The following is a 22595-nucleotide window of genomic DNA, read 5'->3' as shown; positions in this document are numbered from 1 at the left end:
AGTTCAGTCCTTGAGCAGCTGGGAGTGGGGACGGCCGGTCATCGGCCCCCGGGTCGGGGAGAGCGGATGGTGCGTCCCGGGGGTCTCCAGGTGTTCCAGACGCAGTTCGGTGGGTGGATGGGTGGCGAGGACGGCCGCGTCCCAGCCGCTGTGGGCTCCGTCGAAGCCCTCGCCGAGCCTGGCCAGGGCGGTGTACAGCCCCGGGCCGTACCCGGCGGCCCGCGCCTCGGCGTCGGCACGCAGTTCGGCACGCCTCCAGTGCCGGGCGTTGACCGGCATGACCAGGAGGCGGATGGTGACGGTCACGCTCCACAGCAGGACGCGCACCAGAGCGAGGAGGAAGCTCCAGTACACGGCGGAGGCCTGGGCGCGGTGGGCGAGCTCGTGGACGAGGAAGACCGGCCAGGCGATGCCCCGGTTCCACGCGAGGCTGACGGCGTCCCCGTGCTTGTAGTGGGCGACCTCGTGTGCGATCACCCCGGCGACGGCCTCGGCGTCGTGGTCCAGGGCGTCGAGCAGGCCGCGGTTGACGACGATGTGCCGGATTCCCGCGTAGGCGTTGGGCTCGCGACTGTCGTCCATGAGGAGCTTCGGCGGGCGTTCCAGACCCATGCGGGCCGCCGCCCGGGCGACCACCGGCTCCAGCAGTTCGGCCTCGCGGCGGCTGGGGCGGCGGGCGCCGGAGACGCGCAGCCTCGCAGGCTCGGCTGCGCCGCAGTAGGCGACGTAGGCGGAGGCGACGGCCACGGCGGTGACGACCTGGCCGACGGCGAGGGCGAACGGCCAGACGGGGTCGGCCTCCCACAACATGAGCCACGGGGATACCAGGGCGTGGAAGGCCATGGTGGCCCCGCCGTTGGCGGCCCCGAGCAACGCGCCGATGACGCCGCCGATCTGGACGGCGGCAGTCGGTAACAGGTCGTCCATGCTCACGGGCAGCGGCAGGATCCACGCGAAGACCGTGTTGAGCTGGCGCAGCACCCCGGCACCGGCGAACGTGCCGGAGACGAGTCCGCCGACCGCGCCGAAGACCGCGCCGACAGCGGTCAGGAACACGGCGAGGGGCAGGTTGAACCAAGCCGCGAGCAGCGCGACCGCGTTCCCCGCCGCGTTGTCGCGCAGCCGGGCCGGCCCGCGCCCGGCCCGGCGGGGCGCGTCGCGCGGCGGCGCGGACCGTCCGTCCCCGGTTCGTTCGGGCCGGGGCTGTCCGGGCCGAGGCCGCCCGGTCAGGGTCTCCTCGGGTGCGGAGACCGTACGCGGAGGCGCCCCTGCGGGGCCGGGTGTGGAGCGCGGAAGGCGTGGGAGCTCCGGGTCGGAGCGGGGATCCGGTTCGGGACCGGGCCCCGGGTCGGCGCGGCGGGACGGCTCCGTGCCGGAAACCAGGTCCGGGCGGGAACTCGGACCGGCGTGGTGGGACGGATCCGGGTGGGGACCGGCGATGTGGGAGAGCCCCGTGTAACCCCCGGTGTCGCCCCCGGGCTCCCGCGCCACCCCCTCCCCCGGAGACTCCGGTGAGGAGCGCGTCAGCGACCAGGGCGGTGCCAGGGCGTCATCTGCGGCGCGGGAGGAAGTGCGACGCGCCGCTGGCCCGCTCCGCCCGCGCGGTGCGGACGGGAGTGGCGCCGTGCCGCACCCGGGACAGGTGCTGGCGACGGCGGGCAGACGGGTGCCGCACTGGTCGCAGTACATGAGGGCTCTCCGGTGGACGGGGGATCGGGTACGGGGCTGGTGTGTGGAGGCTGGAGCGGGTGGGCGGGGCCGTGCAGGACCTGAGCGTGCGGGGACGGGCGGGTGCGGGGCGGATGTGGGTGGACCTGTACGTCGGGGACTGGCGGTGCCGCCTCAGAGCGCCGGGGGTTCGTCTCCGGGTACGCGTCCGCCGCCCCACCAGGCCGTGTAGGCGCGAACGTCCCCGGGGTCGGCGTGCGGCGGAGGCACCCGGTCGGGGTCGTGCCGGACGCTGGTGCAGTGTCCCAGTTCGGCGGACATGTCCTGGTCCAGGCGGGGAAGGTGGCGCTGCCACCACTCCAGGGCGAGGTAGGGGTCCTCCGACCTGTCGCGGTAGGCGTGTTCCCAGGCGCGGTGGAGGTCCAACAGCATCTGGACCACGGCGGGGTGCCGGTACCAGCAGGGACGCAGGCGGGTCATGGTGCGGGGGTGGTGGACGAGGACCCGGGTGATCCACTCCTGGAGGCGCTCCAGGGCGACCGCTGCCTGCCGTCCGTCCATGTCGACCCACGCGGCGGCGGGCTGCCCCGGCCGGTCCGTGCCGGTCGGGGCCTCAGGGCCGCTGACGGAGACGAGGGAGAGGACCTCGTCGGCGAGCCGGTGCACCTGGTCTTCGATCCTGTCGAGCCGGGTGGAGGAGTCGGACCGTCCAGACGGCTCGGGCTGTCCAGGGCTCTGGGGGGATGGGTCGCTCATGTGCATGGGGGTGCTTTTCCTGCTGGGGGCCTTGGTCAGCGCTCGGGCTCCAGGGCCTCGCGGCCGAGGTCGTCGCTGGCCTCCCTCCGGCGGCGGTTGTCTCGCTCCGCAACCGGGTTCCGGGATTCCTCGCGGAGGAGCCGCTCCCGCCGGATCCGTTCGAGTTTGGCGTCAAGGTCCTTGGAACGGTCCTGGAGTGCGCTGCCGACGCGTTCGGGGGCGGGCTCCGGAGTGGGAGAGGGTGGAGGCGGGGACGGAGCTGGGCTTGGGGGCGAGGACTGTTCCGGGGAGTGCCGGGGTTCGGGGGTTTCCCGCCCAGGTCCGGCGATCCGTTCGGCGTCGCGTCTGGCGGCTTCCCGGAGCACCTCGGGGAGGGTGGTCTCCAACACCGGGGGGCCTTCCCTGCCCGTACTCTCCAGCCGGTGCTCCCTGTGGCGGCGCTCGGCCTCGGCCGCTGTGTCGGTGACGAGGGGGTGCACGGGTTCGGCTTTCTGGCCGGGCCCCAACCGCTCCGGATCGCGTAAGTAGGCCGTGCTCTCCCCGAATCCGCGGACATCCTCGTCCGTCGGCTCCCGAGCGCGCTCCTGGACGATGGTGTCGCGGGCGCCCAACTGGTGGCGCATGTTTCCGTCGGGACCACGGTGGTTCTCGTAGAGGAGGTCGCCGTCGCGGTTGGTGACGTACATGGAGTCGACGAGGCCTCGGGACTCCAGGTGGTGGGCGACGTCGGGAATCTCCGAGTAGAACCGGTCGTGGATCTGGGCCGGAAGCCAACGGCCGCCCCCGTGTTGGTCCCGGGCAGTCTGGTACCGGTCGGCGATACCGAGGAGGCTGTTGGACTCGTGGGTGGCGACGAAGGCGACGCTGACGTGGTAGCCCTCGTCGGAGAAGCCCTTCACCCAGCCTTCGGCCCAGTCTGCTCTGCCGAGGGGATGGCTGGCGACGACGTCGTACTTGGTGTCACCGGCACGCAGGTGGTCCATGCACCTCTGGTGGAGGTCATCGGGAAGGTGTTGTCCGGCTACGTCGTGCCCGTCGAAGGGGTGCTGGGCGACAATCTCGTCGTAGAAGAGATGCATCCTTGCGTTGTCATCACCGTCGTAGAGAACTACCTGCGACTCGCCGAGTTCCTCTACGGTCCTCTCCTGGGTCGAACTCTTACCAGCACCGGGCTGACCACCGATGATGACCGCTCTGGGACGTTGTCCCGAAGGCCGCTCCGTAGTATCCAACGGGGTGAGTTGCCGCAACCTCTTCTGAACAGCGTCTTCTTTCTGCCTGTCACTCAGTAACCATGCGGCGGTCAAAGCCCGTGCTCCGCCTCAAGCTGAGCGACCAGACGTGGATACTCCTCCAGGACACGGTCCTGTTCCTCTCTCGTGAGAGAGCCAAGAGACTTCCCCACTTGCAGGTAGTAGTCCCACTGCCTCTCGAAGTGCTCCTGTTCAGGCGACCCTTCCTCTGCCATCTGGGAAAGCCGGCTGTAGACGCGCTGAACTCGGCCCACCCATCCCCTGAGCTGTTCGCGGCGCTTGACCTCGGCGTAGCGGGAGCGACGCGCCTTGGCGTTCTCGCCCACGTCTGGGACCCAGCGCTCGTCCTTCTGCTCGTCGTTCACGGGCAGCACCCTTCACTGGTTCCACAGGAGTCGTCTCGCTCGTTCCTATCGCGAGACAAGGACACCGAACCAGGGCAGGGTGGACATACGGTGTGGCCGGGAGCGGCCACGCGCCCACCGCCACCGGCACGCGGAGGTCTCGCCGCGCACGGAGCGCAGAACCCCGGCACGCACGAAGGCGCCCCCGGTCGGAACCGGGGGCGCCTTTCGGTGCCGGGTTCAGGAGAGGGGCGGAGTCAACCGCCTCGGCTGGTGGAGCCGCTTTCGCGGTGCCTCAGCCGTTCTCCTTCTTGATGCGCTCGACGAGCATCTTCTTGCCCTGCTCGCCGGCCTTCTGGTTGTTCTCCTGGATCCGGCGGAACCACTGGGCGAGCTCGTCGTCGCCCTGTTTCTCGGCGTCCTTGATGTAGCCCTCCAGGCGCCAGACGTTCTCCAGCGACTGGTGGACGGCCCAGACCAGGTTGTAGTTCTTGTCCTTGAGCGGGCTCTCGGGCTCAGCCATGACAACCTCCTCGCTGTCGTTGTCGTGTCTTTCCGTTGCCGGAATCCCACTGCCCAACCCGCCCTACGGGTACACACGGCGACGGGCGATGACGCGCGGCCCCGCGTCACCCCGACCGGACCGAGCCCCCACTGGCCGGACTCTCCCTCCGGGCACGCGACCCTGCTACTCGGAAGCCGCGGTGTAGTAGTAGGGCTCCTCGTCCTCGTCGTAGTCCTCGTCCTCGTCGTCCCTCCCTTCGTCGAGGTCGAGCTCGACCCCGGTTCCGGCGAACGCGGCCCGCACCCGCTCCACCATCCCCTCGCTCAGGAAGTGGTGGTGCAGGTCGAGCTTGCGCAGACCGGAGAAGGCCTCGGCCCGGTCGACGAGTTCCCGGGCCCCCTGGTCCGTCAGGATGCCCAGGGACAGGTCGAGCACCTCCAGGCGCTTGACGACGGGTGCCCCGGCCAGCACCGGAACCCACTCGGTCCAGTGCTCGGCGTTGCGCACGCCCAGGTACCTCAGCCGGGGGAACGCCTCACCCGAGAGCACCGGCGCCAGATCCTGCGGGGAGGTGCTGCCGCCGTACTCCTCCATCCCCAGCCACAGCTCCAGGTGCTCCAGCGCGGGCAGACCCGAGGACGCCACCTCGCGCACGACCCGGCCCGGCAGGCCCCCGCTCTCCAGGGTGAGGGAGCGCAGCGCCTCGTGTGAGGGCACGTGCAGCCCGAGCTGCCCCTCCATGCCGTCGGCGCCCTTCACCGTCAGCTCCTCCAACCGGGGGAAGGCGGCCACGAGCGGCGCCAGGTCGGGCTGGGAGATCCAGGACAGCTCGCACTCGTCGAAGGTGATGTCACCGAAGAAGACCGAGCGCAGGTTCGGCAGCGCGTCGGCGTGCTCGACCAGCAGGTCCGCGGCCTGGTACAGACCCCCGTCGGAGGCGTAACCCCATTCGCCGATGACGAGTGCCGTCAACTGCTCGGTGTCCACCTCGGACAGGAACCGGGCCAGGTAGTCGGCGCCCTTGTCCTCGGGGGTCCTCAGGAGGTGCTCGCTGGTCCGCAGCCGCCAGGCCCTGGAGGCGGGGTCGCGCGGGTCGCCTCCCCGTTCCCGGATACGTTCGAGCCGTTCCTCCCACGTGCCTCTGGCGGGGAACTCGACCACGGGCAGGCCCGCGAACTCGGTGAGGTCGGACATGGGGACTCTCTTCTCGGGCTTCAGGGGGTGAAATACTGCCCCCATGCCTAGCAGTTCGGGATGACAGACGGGGGACCGGAAGCCGCGCGGAGCATGGAGGCCCGGAGGCCGCCGAGTCGGGGAAGCCGCTGGACTCGGTGGGCAGGGCCGGAGGAACACTCGTCCCCCGCCTCCGGGCGGTCCACCCGCCTCAACGACGTTCGTGGCCGGAAGCTGCGAGCGCCCCCACCCTCCCCCGTCCTTTTCGCCGCCTCTGGTCCGCGGGGCGTGACACGAGCACGCGGACACCCGGCAGCCCTCCTCCGGGCCCGCGGGTGTTCGGCTACAGGGGTGAGGGAGGCTGCGGCTGCGCCGCGTCCCCGTTCCCGCGCCGGACAGACTCGGCCGGCTCCCCGGGCTGGATCGTCCGGACGGCCTGGGCTGTCTGGGGCGCCCGGTCCACCTGGACGTTCCCCGGAAGGCCGGCGGCGCCGGGATCCGCGTCCCGCTCGCGCAGCATGCGGTCTAGGCGCTCGACCTGCTGCCCGAGTTCCACGAGGCGGGCCATGACCGCCTCGTGCTGGACCTCCTCCAACTGCTGGTCCTCGGCCCAGCGGACCTCGCTGATCTCCTGCTCCAGGGACGTGACGATCACCGCGATGACCAGGTTCAGCATGATGAACGCGGTCAGCACGATGTAGCACACGAAGAAGATCCAGGCCGTCGGATGCTCCGCCAGCACCGCGTCCGAGACGTCCGGCCAGCCCTCCGTCGTCATCAGCAGGAACATCGTGTACAGCGACGTGCCGAGGTTGCCGAAGAACACCGGCACGGCCTCACCGAACAGCTGGTGGGCGATGATCGCCGAGGTGTAGATGACCACCAGGAGCAGGCCGATCACCGTCCCCACCCCCGGCATGGCCTTGAACAGCGCGGTGATGATCTGCCGCATCTGCGGGACGGCGGTGATCACTCGCAGGATCCGCAGCACCCGCAGGATGCGGAGCACGGCGAACGGGCCGGTGGCCGGGATCACCGATACCAGCACCACCAGGAAGTCGAACCAGTTCCAGGCGCTCCGGAAGAACCGTCCCCGCCATGCGTGGATCTTGAGGATCATCTCGACGACGAACACGCCGACGACGACGTACTCGATGACCACCAGATACGGAAGGGCGGAACCCCCATAAGTCATCCAACCCAAAATCACGGCATTGACCAGAATCACCGCGAGCATGATGTTGGAGAACCACTGACTCTCCACAAGCCTGGTGACCTGAGCACGCCGCAATGCCGCTTCCCCCTCGTCAATTCCACTTCCGAGCGATTCGGACATGGGGCACCAAATATATCGAAGCGGACTCAACTTCTGCGCGGCGCGCCTGCCTTTGGTCGGGCGTGTACAGCTTCGCGCTCACACCGGCAGAGACCGCCCCACCCCGTGCCCACACTTCACAGAAGGCGCACCCTCATGGTTCCGACGACCGCCCAGAAGGCGCCGGAAGGGGAAATGGCAGGTGCCGCATCCCATACCGTCGGCTTCCGGTCCGATCAGTGTCCGAAGGCGGTGAGACCGAAAACACCGCGCCCGTCGTACCCTCCCCGACGAGGAGGACGCGGGGGGCCGCGAGGAGGAGGAAGCGGCGAACGGGGATGCGCAAGGCGGGCGGACGGTGGTTCGGGAGGTCCCGCACGTCACTGGTATGTTCACTGCTGGCCACGGCAGGAAGCCCGACACGGTGACGAGCCCGAGCCGTCGACAGCGCCAGCGCCCGCGACACAGGAAGAGACATGGCGGAGCTGAAGTACTTCACAGGTTCGATGAACTCGGGCAAGAGCACGATGGCCCTCCAGGAGCACCACTCACGCGGCGGCGAAGGAGTGCTGTACACGAAGCAGGACCGCGCCGGAGCGGGCATCATCTCGTCCCGCCTGGGCCTGGAGTCCCCCGCCGTGGAGGTGGGCGACGACCTGGACCTGTACGACGACATCGCCGACCGCAAGGCCCCCTACGTCATCTGCGACGAGGCCCAGTTCCTGTCCTACAAGCAGGTGGGACAGCTCGCGGGCGTGGTGGACGGGATGCGGATCGACGTGTACTGCTACGGGATCCTCACCGACTTCCAGGGGCAGCTGTTCCCCGGTTCGAAGCGCCTGGTGGAACTCGCCGACAAGATCGAGGTCCTGCCGGTGTCCGCGCGCTGCTGGTGCGGCGGCCGCGCCACCCACAACGCGCGTGTGGTGGACGGGGTCATGATCTACGAGGGCGAGCAGGTGCACATCGGCGGCAACGAGTCGTACGCGACCCTGTGCCGCCACCACTTCATGGCCGGAGTCGCCTGACCGGTCCAGAACCGTGGATGCCCACGACGGTCCAGGTGCCGTGGACGTGGAGACGATGGGTTACGCCCTGCCACCTCACTCCGGGATAAGGTTCTGCAAAGCCAGGTCGAGGTGATCTTCGAACTTGGCCACCTCGTTCTCGAAGTGCGCAGGGGTGTTTCCATCCTCCGACACCATGGAGAACTGGAGGACGGCGCTCCTTTTTCGGGCTATCGCTATGTACTCGGCCCCGCCAGCCGGAGTCGTTCCATAAACGTAATAGGCCTGATCCAGGAAATCCAAATTCTCGCTTTCCTGAAAATCAGGCAATGAGGCCTCAGCCTCATCCCTCCACTGCTCCAGGTCACCTTGGGACAGTTGGTCTCGACCGCCATCCGGGGAGAAGATAACAGCACGATAGGAGAACTGAAAGCTCCAAGGATTAGTTGTGGTGGCTGTTGGATGCACGACACCGGAACACTCGTCGGAACGGACAAGGTTATCTTCTGAAGGCTCTCCACCTTCAATGGCCGTGTCTACTGGACCTTCCGAATCTTCGTTAAGGTTAAGGCTTACTCCTGATATCGAAGGCAAAGATATACGGCAAAGGTCAAACTTGTCCGCCACGAACTCGTCTCGTGGCGAAGTAGTTTCAGCTGCCCCCGCCCCGGCTGCTCCCTGGGGCTGCTCCGTATCACCAAAACCCGAAGCCAGGGTCGTCAGAAAGCTACCGAGGAGTGCAACGACGATGCCGAAAGCACCGAAGGCAGCCAGGGTTCCGCACCCGAAAACAGCCGCGGCGGCCTTCCACCCGTGCAGCCCCTGCTTGTTGGGCGGTGCCTTCTGGTCAACCACGACTGTCCTGCGCCTCCAACTGGGCCTGCACGTCCGGGTGCTCCAGCGGACGCGTGAAACCCATGATGTCCGCACGATTGGGGTCATCGTACTCGCGCACCGCGATCGGACCACAGTTGGTGCACCAGGCCTCGACCATCAGCCCGTCACCGATCACCATGCCCACGTGCCCCGGACCGGGGGGCTCCCCCGCCCGACTCACGTGGAAAAACACCAGGTCGCCAGGCTGTTCCTCCCCCTGTGAGACCTCGGGGCCGAAACCCCACTGGTCCTGGGAGATCCGCGGAATGGTGACGCCGATGCTCTCGTAGGCCTTCTGCATCAGACCGGAACAGTCGAACCCGGTCGGACCGACGCCACCCCAGATGTAGGGCTTGCCACGCTGGGCCAGGGCCCAGTCGACCACGGCCTGGGTCAGCTCGTCCGGGGCACTTCCGATCGGGGCGCCCTGGGCGTCGAGCTGGCAGGCGACCGCGGTCTCGATGGAACCCGACGTGTCGTACTCCCCCTCCGCGTACTGCCGCGCCCACTCCAGCACGTCGTCCACGTACCACCAGGCGTGGTTGTAGCCGTAGATGGCCTGCCGGACGCCCTCCTTCAGGCCGTGGGCGATCAGGTAGTCGGCCGCGGCCGGGATCGCGTCGGCGGGGTCGTAGACGCTGACGATCCCGTCGTCGTTTCCGTCGACGCCGTACCCCTGCTCGGGGCGCTCGTCCACCGGCTGCACGGGCTCGCCGCCCCAGCTGTTGCCCGCCGCGGAGCCGTCCAGGGAACCGAACTGCATCGGCCCGGCCGCACCCCAGTCGTTGTGCCCCTCGGTGATCCCCGGGCCCTCCCAGCGCCCGTGGTGGGACTCGACCTGGCCCACACCCGCGAGGATGTTCCACGGGATCCCGCGGTCCTCCCCGACCTCCATGTAGATCCGCAGGTAGTTCTCCGGAATGGAGTTCATGGCGTAGCCGCTCGCGTCCGGCTGCTCGGCGTCCGTGTCCGGCCCGCAGACCAGGCCGTTCGCCATCATGGAGCCGATCTGCTGGGTGGTGTTGGTGATCACGGGGATCACCAGCATCGCGAACACGGTCATCAGGGCGACCGTGACGGCGACGGCGGCGCCGAACCACAGGCCCGCCGCACCCCTGTCGGAGGGCCTGCGGGTGAAAAGGGAGATCACGGGGGTCACTCCTCTCCGAACTGCCCGGCGTCGGCGGGCTGGAAATCGAAGACCCTCCAGGAGCCGCCGCTGCGCACCACGGTGACGGCGAACTCACCGAGGTTCTCGTCGAACTCGGCGCTCCCCGTCTCGGTGATGGACTGCGCCGTCACGACGAAGGTGACCGAGTCGGCGCCGAAGGTCCGTACCGAGTCGACCCGGGCCCGCCCCTCGGCGACCGCCCCGGCCTCGGACATCTCGCTCCAGAAGGCGCCGACCCTGCTGGTCTCGGCCAGCACCCCGGCGAACTCGGGGGTGGCAAGCTCCTCCATCGAGGCGTAGTAGGACTCGGGGGACTGGGTGTAGTCGATGGTTCCGTAGGCCTCGGCGAAGGCCCGGGCCGCCGCACCGGCCGCCTGGAGTTCCGCCTCCGTGAAGGGGAACCAGTCGAGGACGTCCACGTCCTCGGCGGCGGTGGTCGGGATCGGGCTCGGCTCGACGGTGGACAGCCCGTCCGGGCCGCCGGGTCCGCCCGGCGGCTCCTCCTGGGCGGTTTCGGGTTCCGGGGAGGCCGAGGAGGGATCGTCCTCCTCGGCGCCCCCGAAGCCTCCGAGGCTCAGGTAGAGCCCAAAGACGACCAGCACGACGATCAGTCCGATGAAGACAGCCCGCTGGGCGCGTTCGGGGAGAGGGTTGGGCATCGCTTCGGGCCTTTGTTCGTCAGTCGTCGTTCAACCAGAAGGGGACGTCCCGCTTGCGGTCCCTCGTCGTGGAGGAACCGCTCTCCCCCCAGAAGGGGGTGATGGGAGCGTTGTCCCTGCGCTTGCCGGACCCGGTCAGCCAACCGCCGTCGCCGTCGCCCCGGCCCCGGCTCTCACCGGAGGGCGCGGGACGGGCGGGACGCTGGGGGGCGGGGCGTTCGCGCCGTTCCCTCGGTGAGCCCCAGCGCGACGCCCTGGCGTTCGGGTTGCCCCGGGCCGGGGTGTCCGCGCGCCCACCGAAGATGCCCTGGCCGGTACTGGGTTCGGGCCGCTCGGAACTCGCGGCGCGTCCGCTCCCGGCCGCGGGGGCGCCCCCGCCGAACACCGAACCGCCGCCACTGCTTCCACCGCCGTCCCGGCGCTCGGAGCCGCCACGGCCTCCCGAGGCGGTGCCGAACACGGAGGCCCAGCCGCTGTCGCCGGTGCCGGTGTAGCCGCCGCTGGGTCGGGGCGGGATGGCCCCGGAGGCCGCGCTGCCGCCGGAGAGGCTCGGCGCCTGGTCACCGCTGCGCGCGGACCCGGCGGGCCGGGTGCCGCCACCGCCACTGGCCGGAGCACTCCTGGTGACGTTGAGCGGCGGGGCCGCGTTGTCGCGGACCCTGCCGTACCCGGCGGTGCCGCGTGCCCGCGCTCCGTCCGCGCGGACCGGACCGCCGTCGGCTGGGACCTCGTCGCCGACCCCGGTGTCCACACCGCCGTTCTGGACTCCTCCCCCGCCCGCGGGGACCCCCGCGGCCGCTCCCGCGATCTGCGGCCCCCGGCGCAGCCCCCAGGCCTGCGCCTTGAGGTTGGCGACCGGCGGCAGCACCACCGCGCTCCGGCTGAGCGCCTGGCTCTGCGCGGCGTCACTGACGATGCGCGAGGTGAAGGTGTTCGCGTTGACCGAGGAGAACAGGTACGCGAAGGGCTTGCGGTAGACGAGGAGGGCCACGGTGAAGAGCGCCAGCAGGATCATCTGCAGGCCCCAGCCGAGGCTGGTGGACATGACCATGCCATAGCACATGACCAGGAGCGAGATCAGGAGTACGACGAAGATCTGTTTGAGCAGGAAACCGATCATCAACTCGACCCAGCGCAGCAGGACCATGCGTCCGTAACCCGGGTGGATCCCGATGAGCAGGAATATGGGAGCGAGGAGGAAGAGCAGGAGGAAGGCGATCTTCAGCACGATGAGCGCCACGGACCCCGCGAGGATCAGTCCCCCGGCGAAGACCGAGGCGAAAAGCGCGAGTGTGGCCACTCCCAGACGGCTTCCCTGGTCATCACCCGCGAAGAGAGGGTAGACGCTGGGATAGAACTCCTGCACGTCAGCGGCGATGGCCTCATAGGCCTCCTGCTTCTCCGCAACGAGTTCGTTGGCGTCGATCTCCTCGTCAGCGATCTGCTGCTGCTCAATTCTGCTGATCCCCTGAGCGGCTATCAGGTCGGTTGCATGGAATGAGGCGGCTACCTCGCCAACATCGCTGTTGCCGAACTGCCCGGCGAGCCAGGGCTGGCAGACGAGACTGGACCACAGCATGTCCGCGTTGCGCCTGACCTGGAAGTCGGCCTCGGACTCCCAATCAGCGCGCTCCGGTGGCTCTGCCCCTGAGGGGCAGGTCCCCGAACCGCCTCCGTAGGGCACCTGTCCGATCGTGCTCGTCACCAGTTGGCTGCCGGAGTTCACCAGGCCACTGGCCATACCCATGATCTGGGACGGGTTGACGAGGATCCACAGTCCCAGAGCCGTGGCCGCGACCATCCAGATGCTGGACTCGATCGTGAGCGTCATCCGCTTCCGGATGAGCCCGTACCAGCCCAGCCACAGGGCCCCGAGGATGACGACCGTGGGGATCAGCGGACGCCAGATGCCCTCCCTCAGCGTGACGACCACGTTCTCGACGAGTTCGTTGAAGCTGGCGAGGAGACCGTCGGAGGTCGCGGCCTGGTACACCGTGATCGTCGACTGGTTGATGGTCTTGGACAGGTCCCAGGCCGTGTTGGCCAGGGTCGCCTGCGCGCCGTTGCTGATCCCGTCGACGCAGGACTCGGTGATCATGTGCCACTGCTGCCCGGCGGTGCCGTACTGGCCGTACATGCTGGCGTCGGGCGGCAGACCGTCCGTGGAGCCCTCGATGGAGGACTGCGACTGCGGGGGCACGAGCAGGCCGTCGGAACCGCTTCCCGCCGACTCCGGCAGCGGCGCGGGCTCGCCCGGGCACAGCGGGTTCGCCTGGGCCCCGGTGAGGGGCAGCACGACGAGACCGGTCAGCATGAGGAACGTCATCAGGAGGCGTCGCCATCCCCGCCGTCGGACGTGCTGATGCGTCATCTGCTGGCTCCTGCGTCGTGGTTCGGCCGAAGGCGATGTTCGCAGACACCGGGGCCCCGTCGACGCGCCCGTACACGCGTGCACACCGCACGCGGCCGTGCGCGACCGCAAGGCCCCCGCATGTCTCTACCCCATCCTCTATGGTGCGCCATCAGAGGGTCGGGGAACCGGCGCAACGCGTCGGGTTTTCCCCTTCTCTCCCCCGATGCGGCCAGACCCTGGAGGACAAAGACGACCTCTGTCAACGTTTGTGCAGGTAGTGGGCGCGAACGGCCTTCCGAAACACCCAGAAACCACAAGGCCACAATTTCCTAGCCATCTCCGCACTATGAGGGGCGTCACACTCAGTTTCACCATCAAAAGCGGACACCGAGACATCAACCGGACTGACACCCGATACCAGAACCGCCTTCGGTGGAACCCCGAGTCCGCATTGCCGCAGGACCGAAACCTGACCTAGGTCCACAACGGCATCGCCCTGTTCCCTTCCGGCTCAACAGCCCCTTCCCACCCGGACAGCCCTTCGCCCTCCCGCTCTCCCCGGTCGTCACGGCGTCGCTGCTGCTCGCGGGCATGTCGTGGATGACGGCCGAGGAGGAGGACCGGCGGGCCCGGGCCGAGCTCGTGCGCGACGTCGCCGACTTCCCCCGGTGATCGCCGTGTCGGACTCGCCCGACTGGGAACCGGCGCAGACGTGGTTCCACGAGGACCCCTGGAGCGCCGGTACGAGGTACGTGCCCGTCGGCCCCTCCCCCGAGCCCGACGGGTTCGGTCTCATCCCGCGCAACCACCCCCTGGAGGGGACGCACGACCCGGCGTGGACGTCTCTGTACGAGGGGTGCGTCCTGGAGGGTGGACCACGGTCGTGCGAGGAACACGGGGACGTCGTCATCGCCGTCTCGGCGGACGACGCCGTCGGGTCGCTCCAGGCCCGCATGGTGATCGCCGAGGGCGTCGGGGCCACGCTCTCCACGGATCCGCCGACCGACGAGACGGGCGCTCCCACCACGGAGTCCCCCGCATCGGCATGGTGGAACTGTCCGGGGACGGCCGACCGGCCAGGCCGGGAGAGGCCGAGGAGAACGCCTCGGCGGTCACGGAACGACATTTCGCGAACACCCGAAACGAGGGGTCCCGCCACCTCTTCGCGCCGTACCGTGCCGCGCGGGTGACCGCTACCGGCCACCCTCACACCGGGGTGTGGGGAACTGTCCGCAATGGAGGGAGAATGGTTCAGGAAACACGGACGAGTGTCACAAAGTGCTGCTGTAGGGCTTTTCTCGGATAGATTGTCCTGCGCATCGTCACCCCTCTCCCGACCCCCTGAAGGGATGCGCGCCTATGTCCACCCCCGGTCACTCCTCCGTCGGCCGCTACGAGCTGCGGGAGAGGCTCGGCGCCGGCGGGATGGGCACCGTGTGGCGCGCCTGGGACCCCTCCCTCCAGCGTGACGTGGCCATCAAGGAGGTCCTCCTCCCCCAGGGCATGGACCCCGAGGCCCGCGCCGAGGCGCACGCCCGCACACTGCGCGAGGCCCAGGCCACCGCGCGGATCAGCAACACGGCGGTGGTGACGGTCCACGACGTCCTCGAGCACGAGGACAGCCCGTGGATCGTGATGGAACTGCTCAGCGGCAAGTCCCTCCAGTACCAGCTGGACCACCACGGTCCGATGCCGGTGGAGCGGGTCGAGGAGGCCGCCAGGTCGCTGCTCGGCGGTCTGAGGGCGGTGCACGCGGGCGGGGTCACCCACCGCGACGTCAAGCCCGCCAACATCATGCTCACCGAAGACGACCGGACCGTGCTGACCGACTTCGGGATCGCGAACGTCGACGGCGGCGCCGCCCTCACCCAGACCGGCGTGTACATCGGTTCGCCCGAGTACATGGCGCCGGAGCGGTTCGAGGGCAAGCGCGCGCTGCCCGCGTCGGACCTGTGGAGCCTGGGCGTCACCCTGTACGCGCTCCTGGAGGGCCGCTCGCCCTTCAAACGGGAGAGCATCACGGGGATCATCAGCGCGGTGCTGACCGCGCCGATGCCTCCGCGGCTGTCGTTGGACGACGCGGAGCACAGCCCCGCGAGCGCGCCGCTGCGGGCGCTGATCGCGGCGCTGCTGGCCCGGGACGCGTCGGCGCGGCCCAGCCCCGACGAGGCGCTGGCCCTCCTGGAGCGGGAGAAGCAGGCGCAGGAGGGCGACGGCGGCGTCGGCACCGCGGCGCAGGACTCCCCCGGCACCGGGGGCCAGCCCGTGCCCCTCACCGACCCCCAGGAGGCGGACAGCGGCTCGTGGAGGGCTCCCGGCACCGGAGCACAGAGCGTGCCGGGCGGCGCCGTGCCCACCGGCCCTTCGGGGGGCTACCGACCGCCGTTCCCCGTCGCGGGTCCGGGCACCCCCGGTCAGGCGGGTCCGGGCCAGGGCGCTCCCGGCACCGGCCCCCACCCGCCGTGGCACGCGGCCCCGAGCGGCCCGAACAGCCCCGGCGCTCCTCAGGGCGGACCGGCGTTCCCGAGCGGGCCCCACACCCCCCACGGTCCCGGCGGCCCCCAGAGCGGCCCCAACGGCCCCGGGTTCGCGAGCGGTCCCCACAACCCGGCGTTCCCCTCCGGTCCCCACGGTCCCGGTTTCCCGGGCGGCCAGACCGGCCCGAACCTCCCCGGCGGCACTGCGGCGCACGGCCCGGGCACGGGTCCCGGGGCCTACCCGCAGGCGCCGCACGCAGCTGGCCACCAGCCCGCGCCGCAGCTGCCCCCGCCCCCCGGGGCGACCGGCCAGTTCTCCCTCCCCTTCCCCTCCGCGGGCACGCCGACGGGGCGGGGCCCGCTGCCCGGCCAGCCGGTCGGCGGCCCGGGGCACCCGGGGATGTTCCCCGGGCACGGCGGCGGCCCGGCCACCGGCTCCCAGACGCCGTGGGAGCGCCCCCGGACGGGCATGCCCGCGACCGTGGTCACCGCGGCCGTGATGCTGGTGCTCAACGGGCTCTACCTGCTGGTCCTGGCGGTGCTGTTCACCGTGGAGTCCACCAGCGGGTCCCTGGAGGTGAACGGGGCCTCCATGGCCCAGCTCTACGTCTGGGGCCTGCTGTCGACGGTCGCGGCGCCCGCCCTGTTGACCCGGTCGCGTCTGGTCTACGGGGGCGTCGTGCTCCTGCAGATGGTCGCGGCGGTGGTCCTGGTGCTCAACATGTTCACGGTGGTGGTCTACGCCCCCGAACAGCTGCCGGTCTACGTGCTGGTGCTGCTGCTGAACCTGGCGGTCGCGGGCCTGCTGCTGATCCCGGCGAGGGCCCGGGCCTACTTCGGGTTCGGCGCGGACTTCCGCTGACCCCGTCCCGGGCGCCCCTCCGCAGGGCCCCGGGGCCGGGCGCGCTGGTTCTCACGGCACAGTGGGCGCCGGGGCGGTGGCATGCTGCTCGCTATGCACGAAGATCCGCGGGACAGGGGGGACGGGGCGGCGTCGGGGCTGTGGGGGCGCGTCGCGTGCGCCTGGGCGGTCGCCTTCGCCGTGCTCCACCTCTACTGGGCGCTGGGCGGCGACTGGGGCCTGGGCGTCTCGGCGGGCCCTGTGGCCGCGGAACGCCCGGGGTGGTTCGTGGCGGTGGGCCTGTGGGGTGTGGGTCTGCTGTGCCTCGTCGGCGGCGCGCTGGGCTGGCTCCTCGCCAGGCCGCGTCCCCCGGGCCCGACGGGACAGGTGGTCAGGACCCTGGGCTGGTGCGTCTGCGCCGTGCTGCTGCTGCGCGCCGTCACCGTCGAGGTGATGCTGCTGGCCGACCCCGCGGGCCGGGAGATCACCGTCAGCCCGGAACAGCGGATGTGGACGCTGCTGCTGTGGAACCCCTGGTTCCTGGTCGGCGGACTCGTCTTCGGTCTGGCCGCGCTGGGTTTCGCGCGAACGCGTGAACCGGGGAACGGCGACCCCTGAGGGCGCGGCCCGGAACACCGGTCAACTCCGGGGAGCACCGCGCAACACCGGGCGGGGGACCACGTGACCACGGCGTCGGCGATGAGCCGTCCCCGTCCCCCTCTCCAGCGCGGGACGCCGGCACCCCACGCGCGGAAAGCGGGCGAACGGAGGACCCGCGCCCCCACGGGGGCCGGCCGCGGGCGACCGGCCCCCGCCCGCCCCGGACCGCTCACCAGTGGGTGAGCTTCAGCTCTCCCAGCTCCGCCAGGGCCACACGCCCCTCCTCCGCCAGGACGCGCACCGTCTCCTCCGCCTCGGAGAGGGTGACGTAGCGGCCCCGCGACACGGCCTCGGCGGGCGAGGGGCTCTCCATCCACAGCCGGGGACCGCTCTCCCACACCATCTGCACGACGGCGCCGCTCGGGGCGGTGAACACCGCGAACGTGCCCTTGCTCGGGGTGAGTTGGTGGACGATCAGGCGCGCGGCGGCCGTCTCCAGGGGTTCGGCGTAGTCCATGAAGCCGAGGCCCTCCTCGGCGGCGTCCGCGTAGTGGACCTCCACCAGCCCGGTGTGGGCGGAGCGGGCCTCCTCGCGCGGCCAGACGGCGCCCACCACCCAGCGGCTGAGGGGTTCCTCCACGCGCTCGCGGGACAGCGCCGGTCCGTGCCGGACGCGCAGGAGGTCGAAGTCGCGTTCGAGGGCGATGGTGTGGCCCCGGTCGCTGCTCAGCGTGGCGACGAAGAAGCGCGGCAGCCAGGGCAGGACCATCCGGGACAGCTCGCGGACGCTCACGCGGCCCTGGTAGTGGGAGACCCACTCGGGGACCTCGTAGGGCCCAGGGTTGTTGAAGGACACGTGGACCATGGGCTCGCCGTCCACGGCGGGCCCGGGGAAGGCGGCCCCCCGGCCGAAGCGGCGGCGGTTCCAGTCCATGCCGACGTGGAGCTTGCGGTCGGGGTCGCCGTCCCACTCGACCGTGAGCCCGTGGGCGCGCAGGGCCTCGGCGACCTCCTCCCCCACGGCCGCGCGGCGGATCGGGTGGCTGGCCCCGAAGCCGATGGTGAGCGAGGATCCCGCGACCGCGTGCGCGGCGTCCTGGTCGTGGTAGAAGGCGTACCCGCGCGCCGGGGTGTCGGCGGGCCGGGAGTTGCGGGCGGCGAGTTCGCCCTCCAGGGCGGTCCTGGCGCAGCGCTCGCAGCAGGTGAACTCCTCGCGGGCGATGACGCCGGACTCGTCCAGGGCGCGGAAGGCGCGCGTGAGGCGCTCGCCGTCGGTGCGGGCGGGCCAGCGGCGCTGGCGCTGGACGTGTTCGGCCAGGGCCCGGTCCACGTGGTCGTGGAGCCGGGCGGAGGCCTCGCGGACCTCCCGCCCGCCGGGGTCGCCGTCCTCCAGCGTGTCGAGCAGGCTCCGGCGGGCGTCCCGGAGGAGTTCGACGAACCCGCCCCGGCCCGAGGCGACCCCGACCGACACCGTCTCCTTGGCGGAGGTGAGGGGGTGGACGCTCTCCCTGACTTCACTCATCCGCCCAATGTGTCAGAAGCCGGAGGCGTTTGGGGACGATTGCCGAAGTCCCCACTGTCCGCATCCGGACAACTACCGCGTTGCTGGTCACAACCGGTGCCGCGGCGTCCGGGGCCCACGGCCGCGCGCCCCGGACGCGGTGACCGCGGGGGCTCACCCGTGGGCGACCAGGTCGTGTCCGGCCAGGCGGCTGACGCGCTCGTCACGGACCTGCCGGGCGAGGGCGGCGGTGGCGGCGAGTTCGGCGACGTCCGCGGCCCGGGTGCCGAGGAAGCCCGCCGCGGCCAGGTGTTCGGTGTACTCCGCGGTCGAGTCCACCGCGTCCTGGCACTGCTCCCACTCCCGGTGGGCCGCGACGGCCTGCTCGACCAGGCGTCCGTACTCGGTGATCTGGGCGACCCGGGCGCGCACGGCCTCCTCGACGGCGTGCAGGTGCTCTCGCTGGGGCTTGAGCGCCTCCCTGACGCGGGGTGAGACCGCCCGCTGCCAGCGGCGCTGGTGGGAGCGGCGCAGTTCGCGCTGCCGGGCCAGGAGCGAGGCGATGCGCCACTCCTGCTCGTGCAGGACGGTCAGCGCCCGGTCGGTGTCCAGGGACTCCCCGCCGAGTTCGGTCCGGGCCCCCCGCACCAGGTCGATCGTGCGCTGCACCTCCACCAGCAGGGCGTGGTCGCCCTCGCTGACGTCGTCGGGCAGCACCACGCGCTCCCGGTGCAGCTCCCGGTCGGTCCGGCGCACCCGCGAGGTGAGGGTGTCGGCGGTGACCACGGCGACGAGCACCCCGAACACCACCCACGGGATGCCCGGGGAGGGGTCCTGGGGAACGACGTCCAGCAGCCAGGCCGGTGCGGTGACCAGCGTGCCCGCCCCCGCCGCGGCGCCCGCGGCCCGCACGGCGGGGTGGGCGTCCCGCCGGAAGGCCAGGGCCGCGACGTAGGCGACGAGGCTGACGCTGGCGATCACCATGCCCAGGTACCAGCCCGCAGTGATCAGGGCCAGGGTCGTGGTGAACCCGACGCCGAGCAGGTGGACGCCGCTGTCGGACAGCCTCGGAGGGCGGGCCTCGGAGAGCCCTCCGCCGCCTCTGGGCGGGGGCTCCGGAGGCCGTGCCCCCAGGGAGGCCTCCCGGCGCTGGCGGTCGGGCAGGGCGGGGTCGATGACGGGTCGCGGCCGGATGGCGTCCTCACGCATGGGCGGTCCCTCGTGAGCGGTGGGGGGTCGGAATGCCGGGGCTGGGGAGGTCGGGCACCCGGGGCGGAACCCGACAGGGTAGGAGATTCCCACCCGGGAGCGCCCCGAACCAGGCGCCGCGCACCCCTTGCCCGGAAGGACCCGCCGTCCCGCCCCCTCCGCGGTGATCCTGCTCCCCGAGGGGCCGTCGGCGTCCCACAACGCCTCCGGCAGCAGGATCACCGGACGGGAGAGGGCTCCTGCGTCACACCCGCAACAGTTTGGGATGACCGCCTAGAGCTGCTCGTCGCGTCCGCCCGCGGGCACCAGGTTCTCCTCCTCGCCGGGGCGCTGGCGGGTGGGGTTGGTGTCCAGCCAGCGCAGCAGGTTCTCCGAGACCAGGTCGACGCCGATCCGCCCGACCCTGCCGTCCAGGTCCCGGAAGAGGCACTCGCCGTTGCCGAGGTTGCGCAGCACGGCGAGGTGGTCCTCGTTGGTCTCCACGCCCAGCAGGGACATGACGCTCTCCACCTCGAAGCGCTCGCTGGAGCGGAAGGCGAACACCGAGGACAGGCAGTTGGTGACCTGCTCGTTGAGGAGGTCACCCGCGTTCTGCGAGACGAGGATGAGCGCGGTGTTGCGGGAGCGGCCCATGCGCGAGACCTCGGGGACGAGCTTGGCGCCCTCGGGTGTGGAGGTGACCGCCCAGGCCTCGTCCAGGAAGATCGCCTTGGGCAGGTGCCGGTCCAGGCCGTTCATCAGGCGGCGGGCGAACTGGGAGACCAGGTAGAGCAGGGCGACGGACAGGCGCTGCTCGTAGGAGTAGTCGTCGCGGCCCACGCCGGAGTCGGGCAGGGTGAGCCCGCCCAGGGTGAACACGGTGGTCCAGCCCTCGGTGTCGATCCGCGCCTCGCCCTGGGGGTCGAAGCACAGGCTGGCCAGCCGCATCTCCGACATGGACTGCAGGACGGCGCCCAGGTTGCGCGAGGCCGCGCCGGGCGAGGAGACCAGGTGGTCCACGACCTTGGCCAGGGAGGGCTGGGGCTGGTTGGCGACGGCGGCCACGGCCTGGATCATGGCGGACTCGCGCTCCTCGCTCATGCGGGGCAGGAGCAGGCGCAGGGTCTCGGTGGCCATGGTCTTCTTGGCGGACAGGTCGTCGCCGAAGGCGAAGGGGTCGAGCAGGCCCGGCTGGGCCGAGCCCAGGGACATCATGCGGGCCTTGCGGCCGCGTCTTTGCAGGAGTTCGACCAGGGACTCGGCGTCGCCCTTGGGGTCGATGGCGGCCACGGTGACCCCGCGCAGGGCGAGCTGGTAGATGAGCAGGAGGGCGAGGGTGGTCTTGCCACCGCCGGGCTCGCCGGTGATGGCGATGGCGGTGGGGCGGTTGCGGGCCGCGGCGACCATGGGGTCGAAGTGGACGATGGAGCGGGCGCGGCCGATGGTCTCACCGACGTAGGGGCCCACCCAGCCGCCGCCGGAGTGGTCGACGCGGTCGCCGACGTCGACGGTGGCGGTGGGCATGCCGCCCGCGATGGTGCGCAGCGGCTGGCGCTGGGCGTAGGCGTTGAGGCGGATGCGGTCGCCGGGCAGCGACTCGTTGAACAGCGAGAACTGGTCGCCGGTGGAGTTGATGACGTCGATGCCGATGTCGCGGTAGTGCTCGATGACCGCCTCGACGTGCTGGCCAAGCAGGCGCTCGGTGGGCGCGGACACCATGAGGCGGTGCCAGCCGTAGACGAAGGGCAGGCGCTCCTTGGTGATGCCGTGCTCCAGCATGCGGGCGGCGTCGATCTGCTCGGCGAGCGCGATGGGCGCCTCCACCCCGGCCTCGCGGATGTGGGCGTCCATGTCGCGGGCGTGGGCGAGCTTGCGGCCGACGTCCTTGGAGGCCTTGGCGGGCGGGATGAGCTTCATCCGCAGGGACATCTCCACCGGGAAGGGGAGAGCGTCGGCGTGGTGCATCCAGGGCTCGCCGTCCGGGAAGGGCATCAGGTCCGGGAAGCGGGCGAAGGACAGGAACGCGACGTGGGTGGACCCCGCGGGCTGTTCGAGGCGCAGCGCGGAGCGGCCGTTGTGCACGACGCCGTCGACCAGTGCCTCGATCTCGCCGCGGCCCCAGGTGCGCCGTCCGGCCGCCGAGGGGCGGATCTCCTCGGCGGTGCCGCTGACGGCGTGCCGGATGAGCCAGGCGATCTCGTCGGAGGTGGCGTGGCGGGCGTGCAGCGAGCTGGCGGCCAGGGCGCGGCCGAGCCGCTCTGCCTGGTCGGTCCAGCGGGCGATCTCGCGGTCGTCCACGGCGTCGTCGTTGATGCCCAGGACCTGTTCGGTGCGCTGGTAGGCGCCGAAGACCTGGGAGAACAGGCCGAGTCCGGCGCCGGCGTTGCGCTGGCCGAGGCGGACGCCCAGGTAGACCTCCTTGGTCCAGAAGTCCTTGGCCCACACGTGCCGGTACGTCTCGTCGAGGTAGTCGTACCAGCCGGGGCCGGAGTCGGAGGTGGCGTCGAGCCGGGTGGCCCACTCCGCGGCCGGGTAGGTGCGGTGGGCGACGCGCAGGTGGACCTCGGCGTCGTTCATGCGGATGGCGGCGAGGGCGATGGTGACGTTGGTGGCCAGCGCCTGGCGCTCCTCGGGCGTGGTGAACTCGTAGGAGACCGTGGGCAGGCGGAAGTAGGCCCAGGCCTCGCTGTCGCTGAACAGCACGCGGTCGTCGAAGTAGCGGACCGCGAGGCGGGTCGTGCCACGGGTCCCCCTGGTGCCGGTCATCTCTTCGCCCTTCTGGTCGCGTCGCGTGGCGGGGTTCCGTCGTTCCTACCCGGACCCGCCGCCCTCGCCCCCTTCATAGTGGAGTATCGCCCCGGAACGGGAGAAGCGGACGGGGTTACGGCGCGCCAGAACCCCGGAGGAC

17 protein-coding genes are annotated in these 22595 nt (G+C 70.9%); 3 read left to right on the top strand and 14 right to left on the bottom strand.

Going from position 1 to position 22595, the window contains the following annotated elements:
* Positions 1 to 3 precede the first annotated feature (3 nt).
* The 7 genes from G011_RS32410 to G011_RS0111620 all read right to left on the bottom strand — a co-directional run bounded on the left by G011_RS32410 (position 4) and on the right by G011_RS0111620 (position 6894).
* Positions 4 to 1056 carry a M48 family metalloprotease gene (locus G011_RS32410; protein ID WP_231391428.1) on the bottom strand — a complete coding sequence of 351 codons (1053 nt, stop codon included), beginning with the start codon at positions 1054 to 1056 and terminating at the stop codon, positions 4 to 6.
* A gap of 786 nt (positions 1057 to 1842) precedes the next feature.
* Positions 1843 to 2424, bottom strand: coding sequence for a DUF4913 domain-containing protein (locus tag G011_RS0111645; protein ID WP_155979751.1), 582 nt, complete (start codon positions 2422 to 2424; stop codon positions 1843 to 1845).
* A gap of 35 nt (positions 2425 to 2459) precedes the next feature.
* The gene (locus G011_RS30585) at positions 2460 to 3731 is read right to left on the bottom strand and encodes a zeta toxin family protein (protein WP_231391427.1); all 1272 of its coding nucleotides are present in this window, start codon (positions 3729 to 3731) and stop codon (positions 2460 to 2462) included.
* Positions 3728 to 4042, bottom strand: a complete 315-nt coding sequence (locus G011_RS29740; protein WP_064972191.1) for a hypothetical protein — start codon at positions 4040 to 4042, stop codon at positions 3728 to 3730. Before G011_RS29740 ends, G011_RS30585 begins: the two co-directional genes overlap by 4 nt.
* Positions 4043 to 4316: 274 nt before the next feature.
* Entirely contained in the window at positions 4317 to 4544 is a 228-nt protein-coding gene (locus G011_RS0111630; protein WP_013151209.1) for a hypothetical protein, read from the bottom strand.
* A 165-nt stretch (positions 4545 to 4709) separates the two neighbouring features.
* Complete coding sequence (locus tag G011_RS0111625; protein WP_019608616.1) at positions 4710 to 5720, bottom strand: STM4015 family protein; 1011 nt, start codon at positions 5718 to 5720, stop codon at positions 4710 to 4712.
* A 322-nt stretch (positions 5721 to 6042) separates the two neighbouring features.
* The gene (locus tag G011_RS0111620) at positions 6043 to 6894 is read right to left on the bottom strand and encodes an ion transporter (RefSeq protein ID WP_337797685.1); all 852 of its coding nucleotides are present in this window, start codon (positions 6892 to 6894) and stop codon (positions 6043 to 6045) included.
* A 596-nt stretch (positions 6895 to 7490) separates the two neighbouring features.
* Here G011_RS0111620 and G011_RS0111615 point away from each other — a divergent pair.
* The gene (locus tag G011_RS0111615) at positions 7491 to 8042 is read left to right on the top strand and encodes a thymidine kinase (RefSeq protein ID WP_013151206.1); all 552 of its coding nucleotides are present in this window, start codon (positions 7491 to 7493) and stop codon (positions 8040 to 8042) included.
* A gap of 75 nt (positions 8043 to 8117) precedes the next feature.
* Here G011_RS0111615 and G011_RS31680 read toward each other — a convergent pair whose 3' ends face one another.
* From G011_RS31680 to G011_RS0111595, 4 genes are read right to left on the bottom strand one after another with little or no spacing between them, the layout of a single operon-like run.
* Entirely contained in the window at positions 8118 to 8876 is a 759-nt protein-coding gene (locus tag G011_RS31680) for a hypothetical protein (protein WP_155979750.1), read from the bottom strand.
* Positions 8869 to 10047: a bifunctional lysozyme/C40 family peptidase gene (locus tag G011_RS0111605; protein WP_019608613.1), complete on the bottom strand. Its 1179-nt coding sequence runs from the start codon at positions 10045 to 10047 to the stop codon at positions 8869 to 8871. Before G011_RS0111605 ends, G011_RS31680 begins: the two co-directional genes overlap by 8 nt.
* 5 nt (positions 10048 to 10052) lie before the next feature.
* Positions 10053 to 10727 carry a hypothetical protein gene (locus tag G011_RS0111600; RefSeq protein WP_019608612.1) on the bottom strand — a complete coding sequence of 225 codons (675 nt, stop codon included), beginning with the start codon at positions 10725 to 10727 and terminating at the stop codon, positions 10053 to 10055.
* Positions 10728 to 10746: 19 nt separating this feature from the next.
* A complete protein-coding gene (locus G011_RS0111595; protein ID WP_026338221.1) occupies positions 10747 to 13098 on the bottom strand; it encodes a type IV secretion system protein in 2352 nt (783 codons plus the stop codon).
* A 1341-nt stretch (positions 13099 to 14439) separates the two neighbouring features.
* Between G011_RS0111595 and G011_RS30580 the strand changes: the two genes are divergently transcribed.
* Positions 14440 to 16419, top strand: a complete 1980-nt coding sequence (locus tag G011_RS30580) for a serine/threonine protein kinase (RefSeq protein ID WP_051104353.1) — start codon at positions 14440 to 14442, stop codon at positions 16417 to 16419.
* A 93-nt stretch (positions 16420 to 16512) separates the two neighbouring features.
* Positions 16513 to 17016, top strand: a complete 504-nt coding sequence (locus tag G011_RS0111575; RefSeq protein WP_019608610.1) for a DUF3995 domain-containing protein — start codon at positions 16513 to 16515, stop codon at positions 17014 to 17016.
* Positions 17017 to 17227: 211 nt separating this feature from the next.
* Here G011_RS0111575 and G011_RS0111570 read toward each other — a convergent pair whose 3' ends face one another.
* From G011_RS0111570 to G011_RS0111560, 3 genes are all read right to left on the bottom strand, one after another.
* Positions 17228 to 18520 carry a DUF6891 domain-containing protein gene (locus tag G011_RS0111570; RefSeq protein ID WP_019608609.1) on the bottom strand — a complete coding sequence of 431 codons (1293 nt, stop codon included), beginning with the start codon at positions 18518 to 18520 and terminating at the stop codon, positions 17228 to 17230.
* 153 nt (positions 18521 to 18673) lie between these two features.
* Entirely contained in the window at positions 18674 to 19708 is a 1035-nt protein-coding gene (locus G011_RS0111565; RefSeq protein ID WP_019608608.1) for a hypothetical protein, read from the bottom strand.
* A 273-nt stretch (positions 19709 to 19981) separates the two neighbouring features.
* On the bottom strand, positions 19982 to 22453 hold the full coding sequence (locus tag G011_RS0111560; RefSeq protein ID WP_013151197.1) for an ATP-binding protein: 2472 nt from the start codon (positions 22451 to 22453) through the stop codon (positions 19982 to 19984).
* Positions 22454 to 22595 lie beyond the last annotated feature (142 nt).

The organism is Nocardiopsis sp. CNS-639 (assembly GCF_000381685.1).
Lineage (GTDB): Bacteria > Actinomycetota > Actinomycetes > Streptosporangiales > Streptosporangiaceae > Nocardiopsis > Nocardiopsis dassonvillei.
This window is presented reverse-complemented; position numbering and strand designations above follow the sequence as displayed.

Bases quoted from the DNA above. Each gene is read 5' to 3' on its own strand.
- G011_RS0111645 (WP_155979751.1), bottom strand. From the start codon at position 2,424: ATGAGCGACCCATCCCCCCAGAGCCCTGGACAGCCCGAGCCGTCTGGA.
- G011_RS0111630 (WP_013151209.1), bottom strand. From the start codon at position 4,544: ATGGCTGAGCCCGAGAGCCCGCTCAAGGACAAGAACTACAACCTGGTC.
- G011_RS0111625 (WP_019608616.1), bottom strand. From the start codon at position 5,720: ATGTCCGACCTCACCGAGTTCGCGGGCCTGCCCGTGGTCGAGTTCCCC.
- G011_RS0111620 (WP_337797685.1), bottom strand. From the start codon at position 6,894: ATGACTTATGGGGGTTCCGCCCTTCCGTATCTGGTGGTCATCGAGTAC.
- G011_RS0111615 (WP_013151206.1), top strand. From the start codon at position 7,491: ATGGCGGAGCTGAAGTACTTCACAGGTTCGATGAACTCGGGCAAGAGC.
- G011_RS0111600 (WP_019608612.1), bottom strand. From the start codon at position 10,727: ATGCCCAACCCTCTCCCCGAACGCGCCCAGCGGGCTGTCTTCATCGGA.
- G011_RS0111595 (WP_026338221.1), bottom strand. From the start codon at position 13,098: ATGACGCATCAGCACGTCCGACGGCGGGGATGGCGACGCCTCCTGATG.
- G011_RS30580 (WP_051104353.1), top strand. From the start codon at position 14,440: ATGTCCACCCCCGGTCACTCCTCCGTCGGCCGCTACGAGCTGCGGGAG.
- G011_RS0111575 (WP_019608610.1), top strand. From the start codon at position 16,513: ATGCACGAAGATCCGCGGGACAGGGGGGACGGGGCGGCGTCGGGGCTG.
- G011_RS0111570 (WP_019608609.1), bottom strand. From the start codon at position 18,520: ATGAGTGAAGTCAGGGAGAGCGTCCACCCCCTCACCTCCGCCAAGGAG.
- G011_RS0111565 (WP_019608608.1), bottom strand. From the start codon at position 19,708: ATGCGTGAGGACGCCATCCGGCCGCGACCCGTCATCGACCCCGCCCTG.
- G011_RS0111560 (WP_013151197.1), bottom strand. From the start codon at position 22,453: ATGACCGGCACCAGGGGGACCCGTGGCACGACCCGCCTCGCGGTCCGC.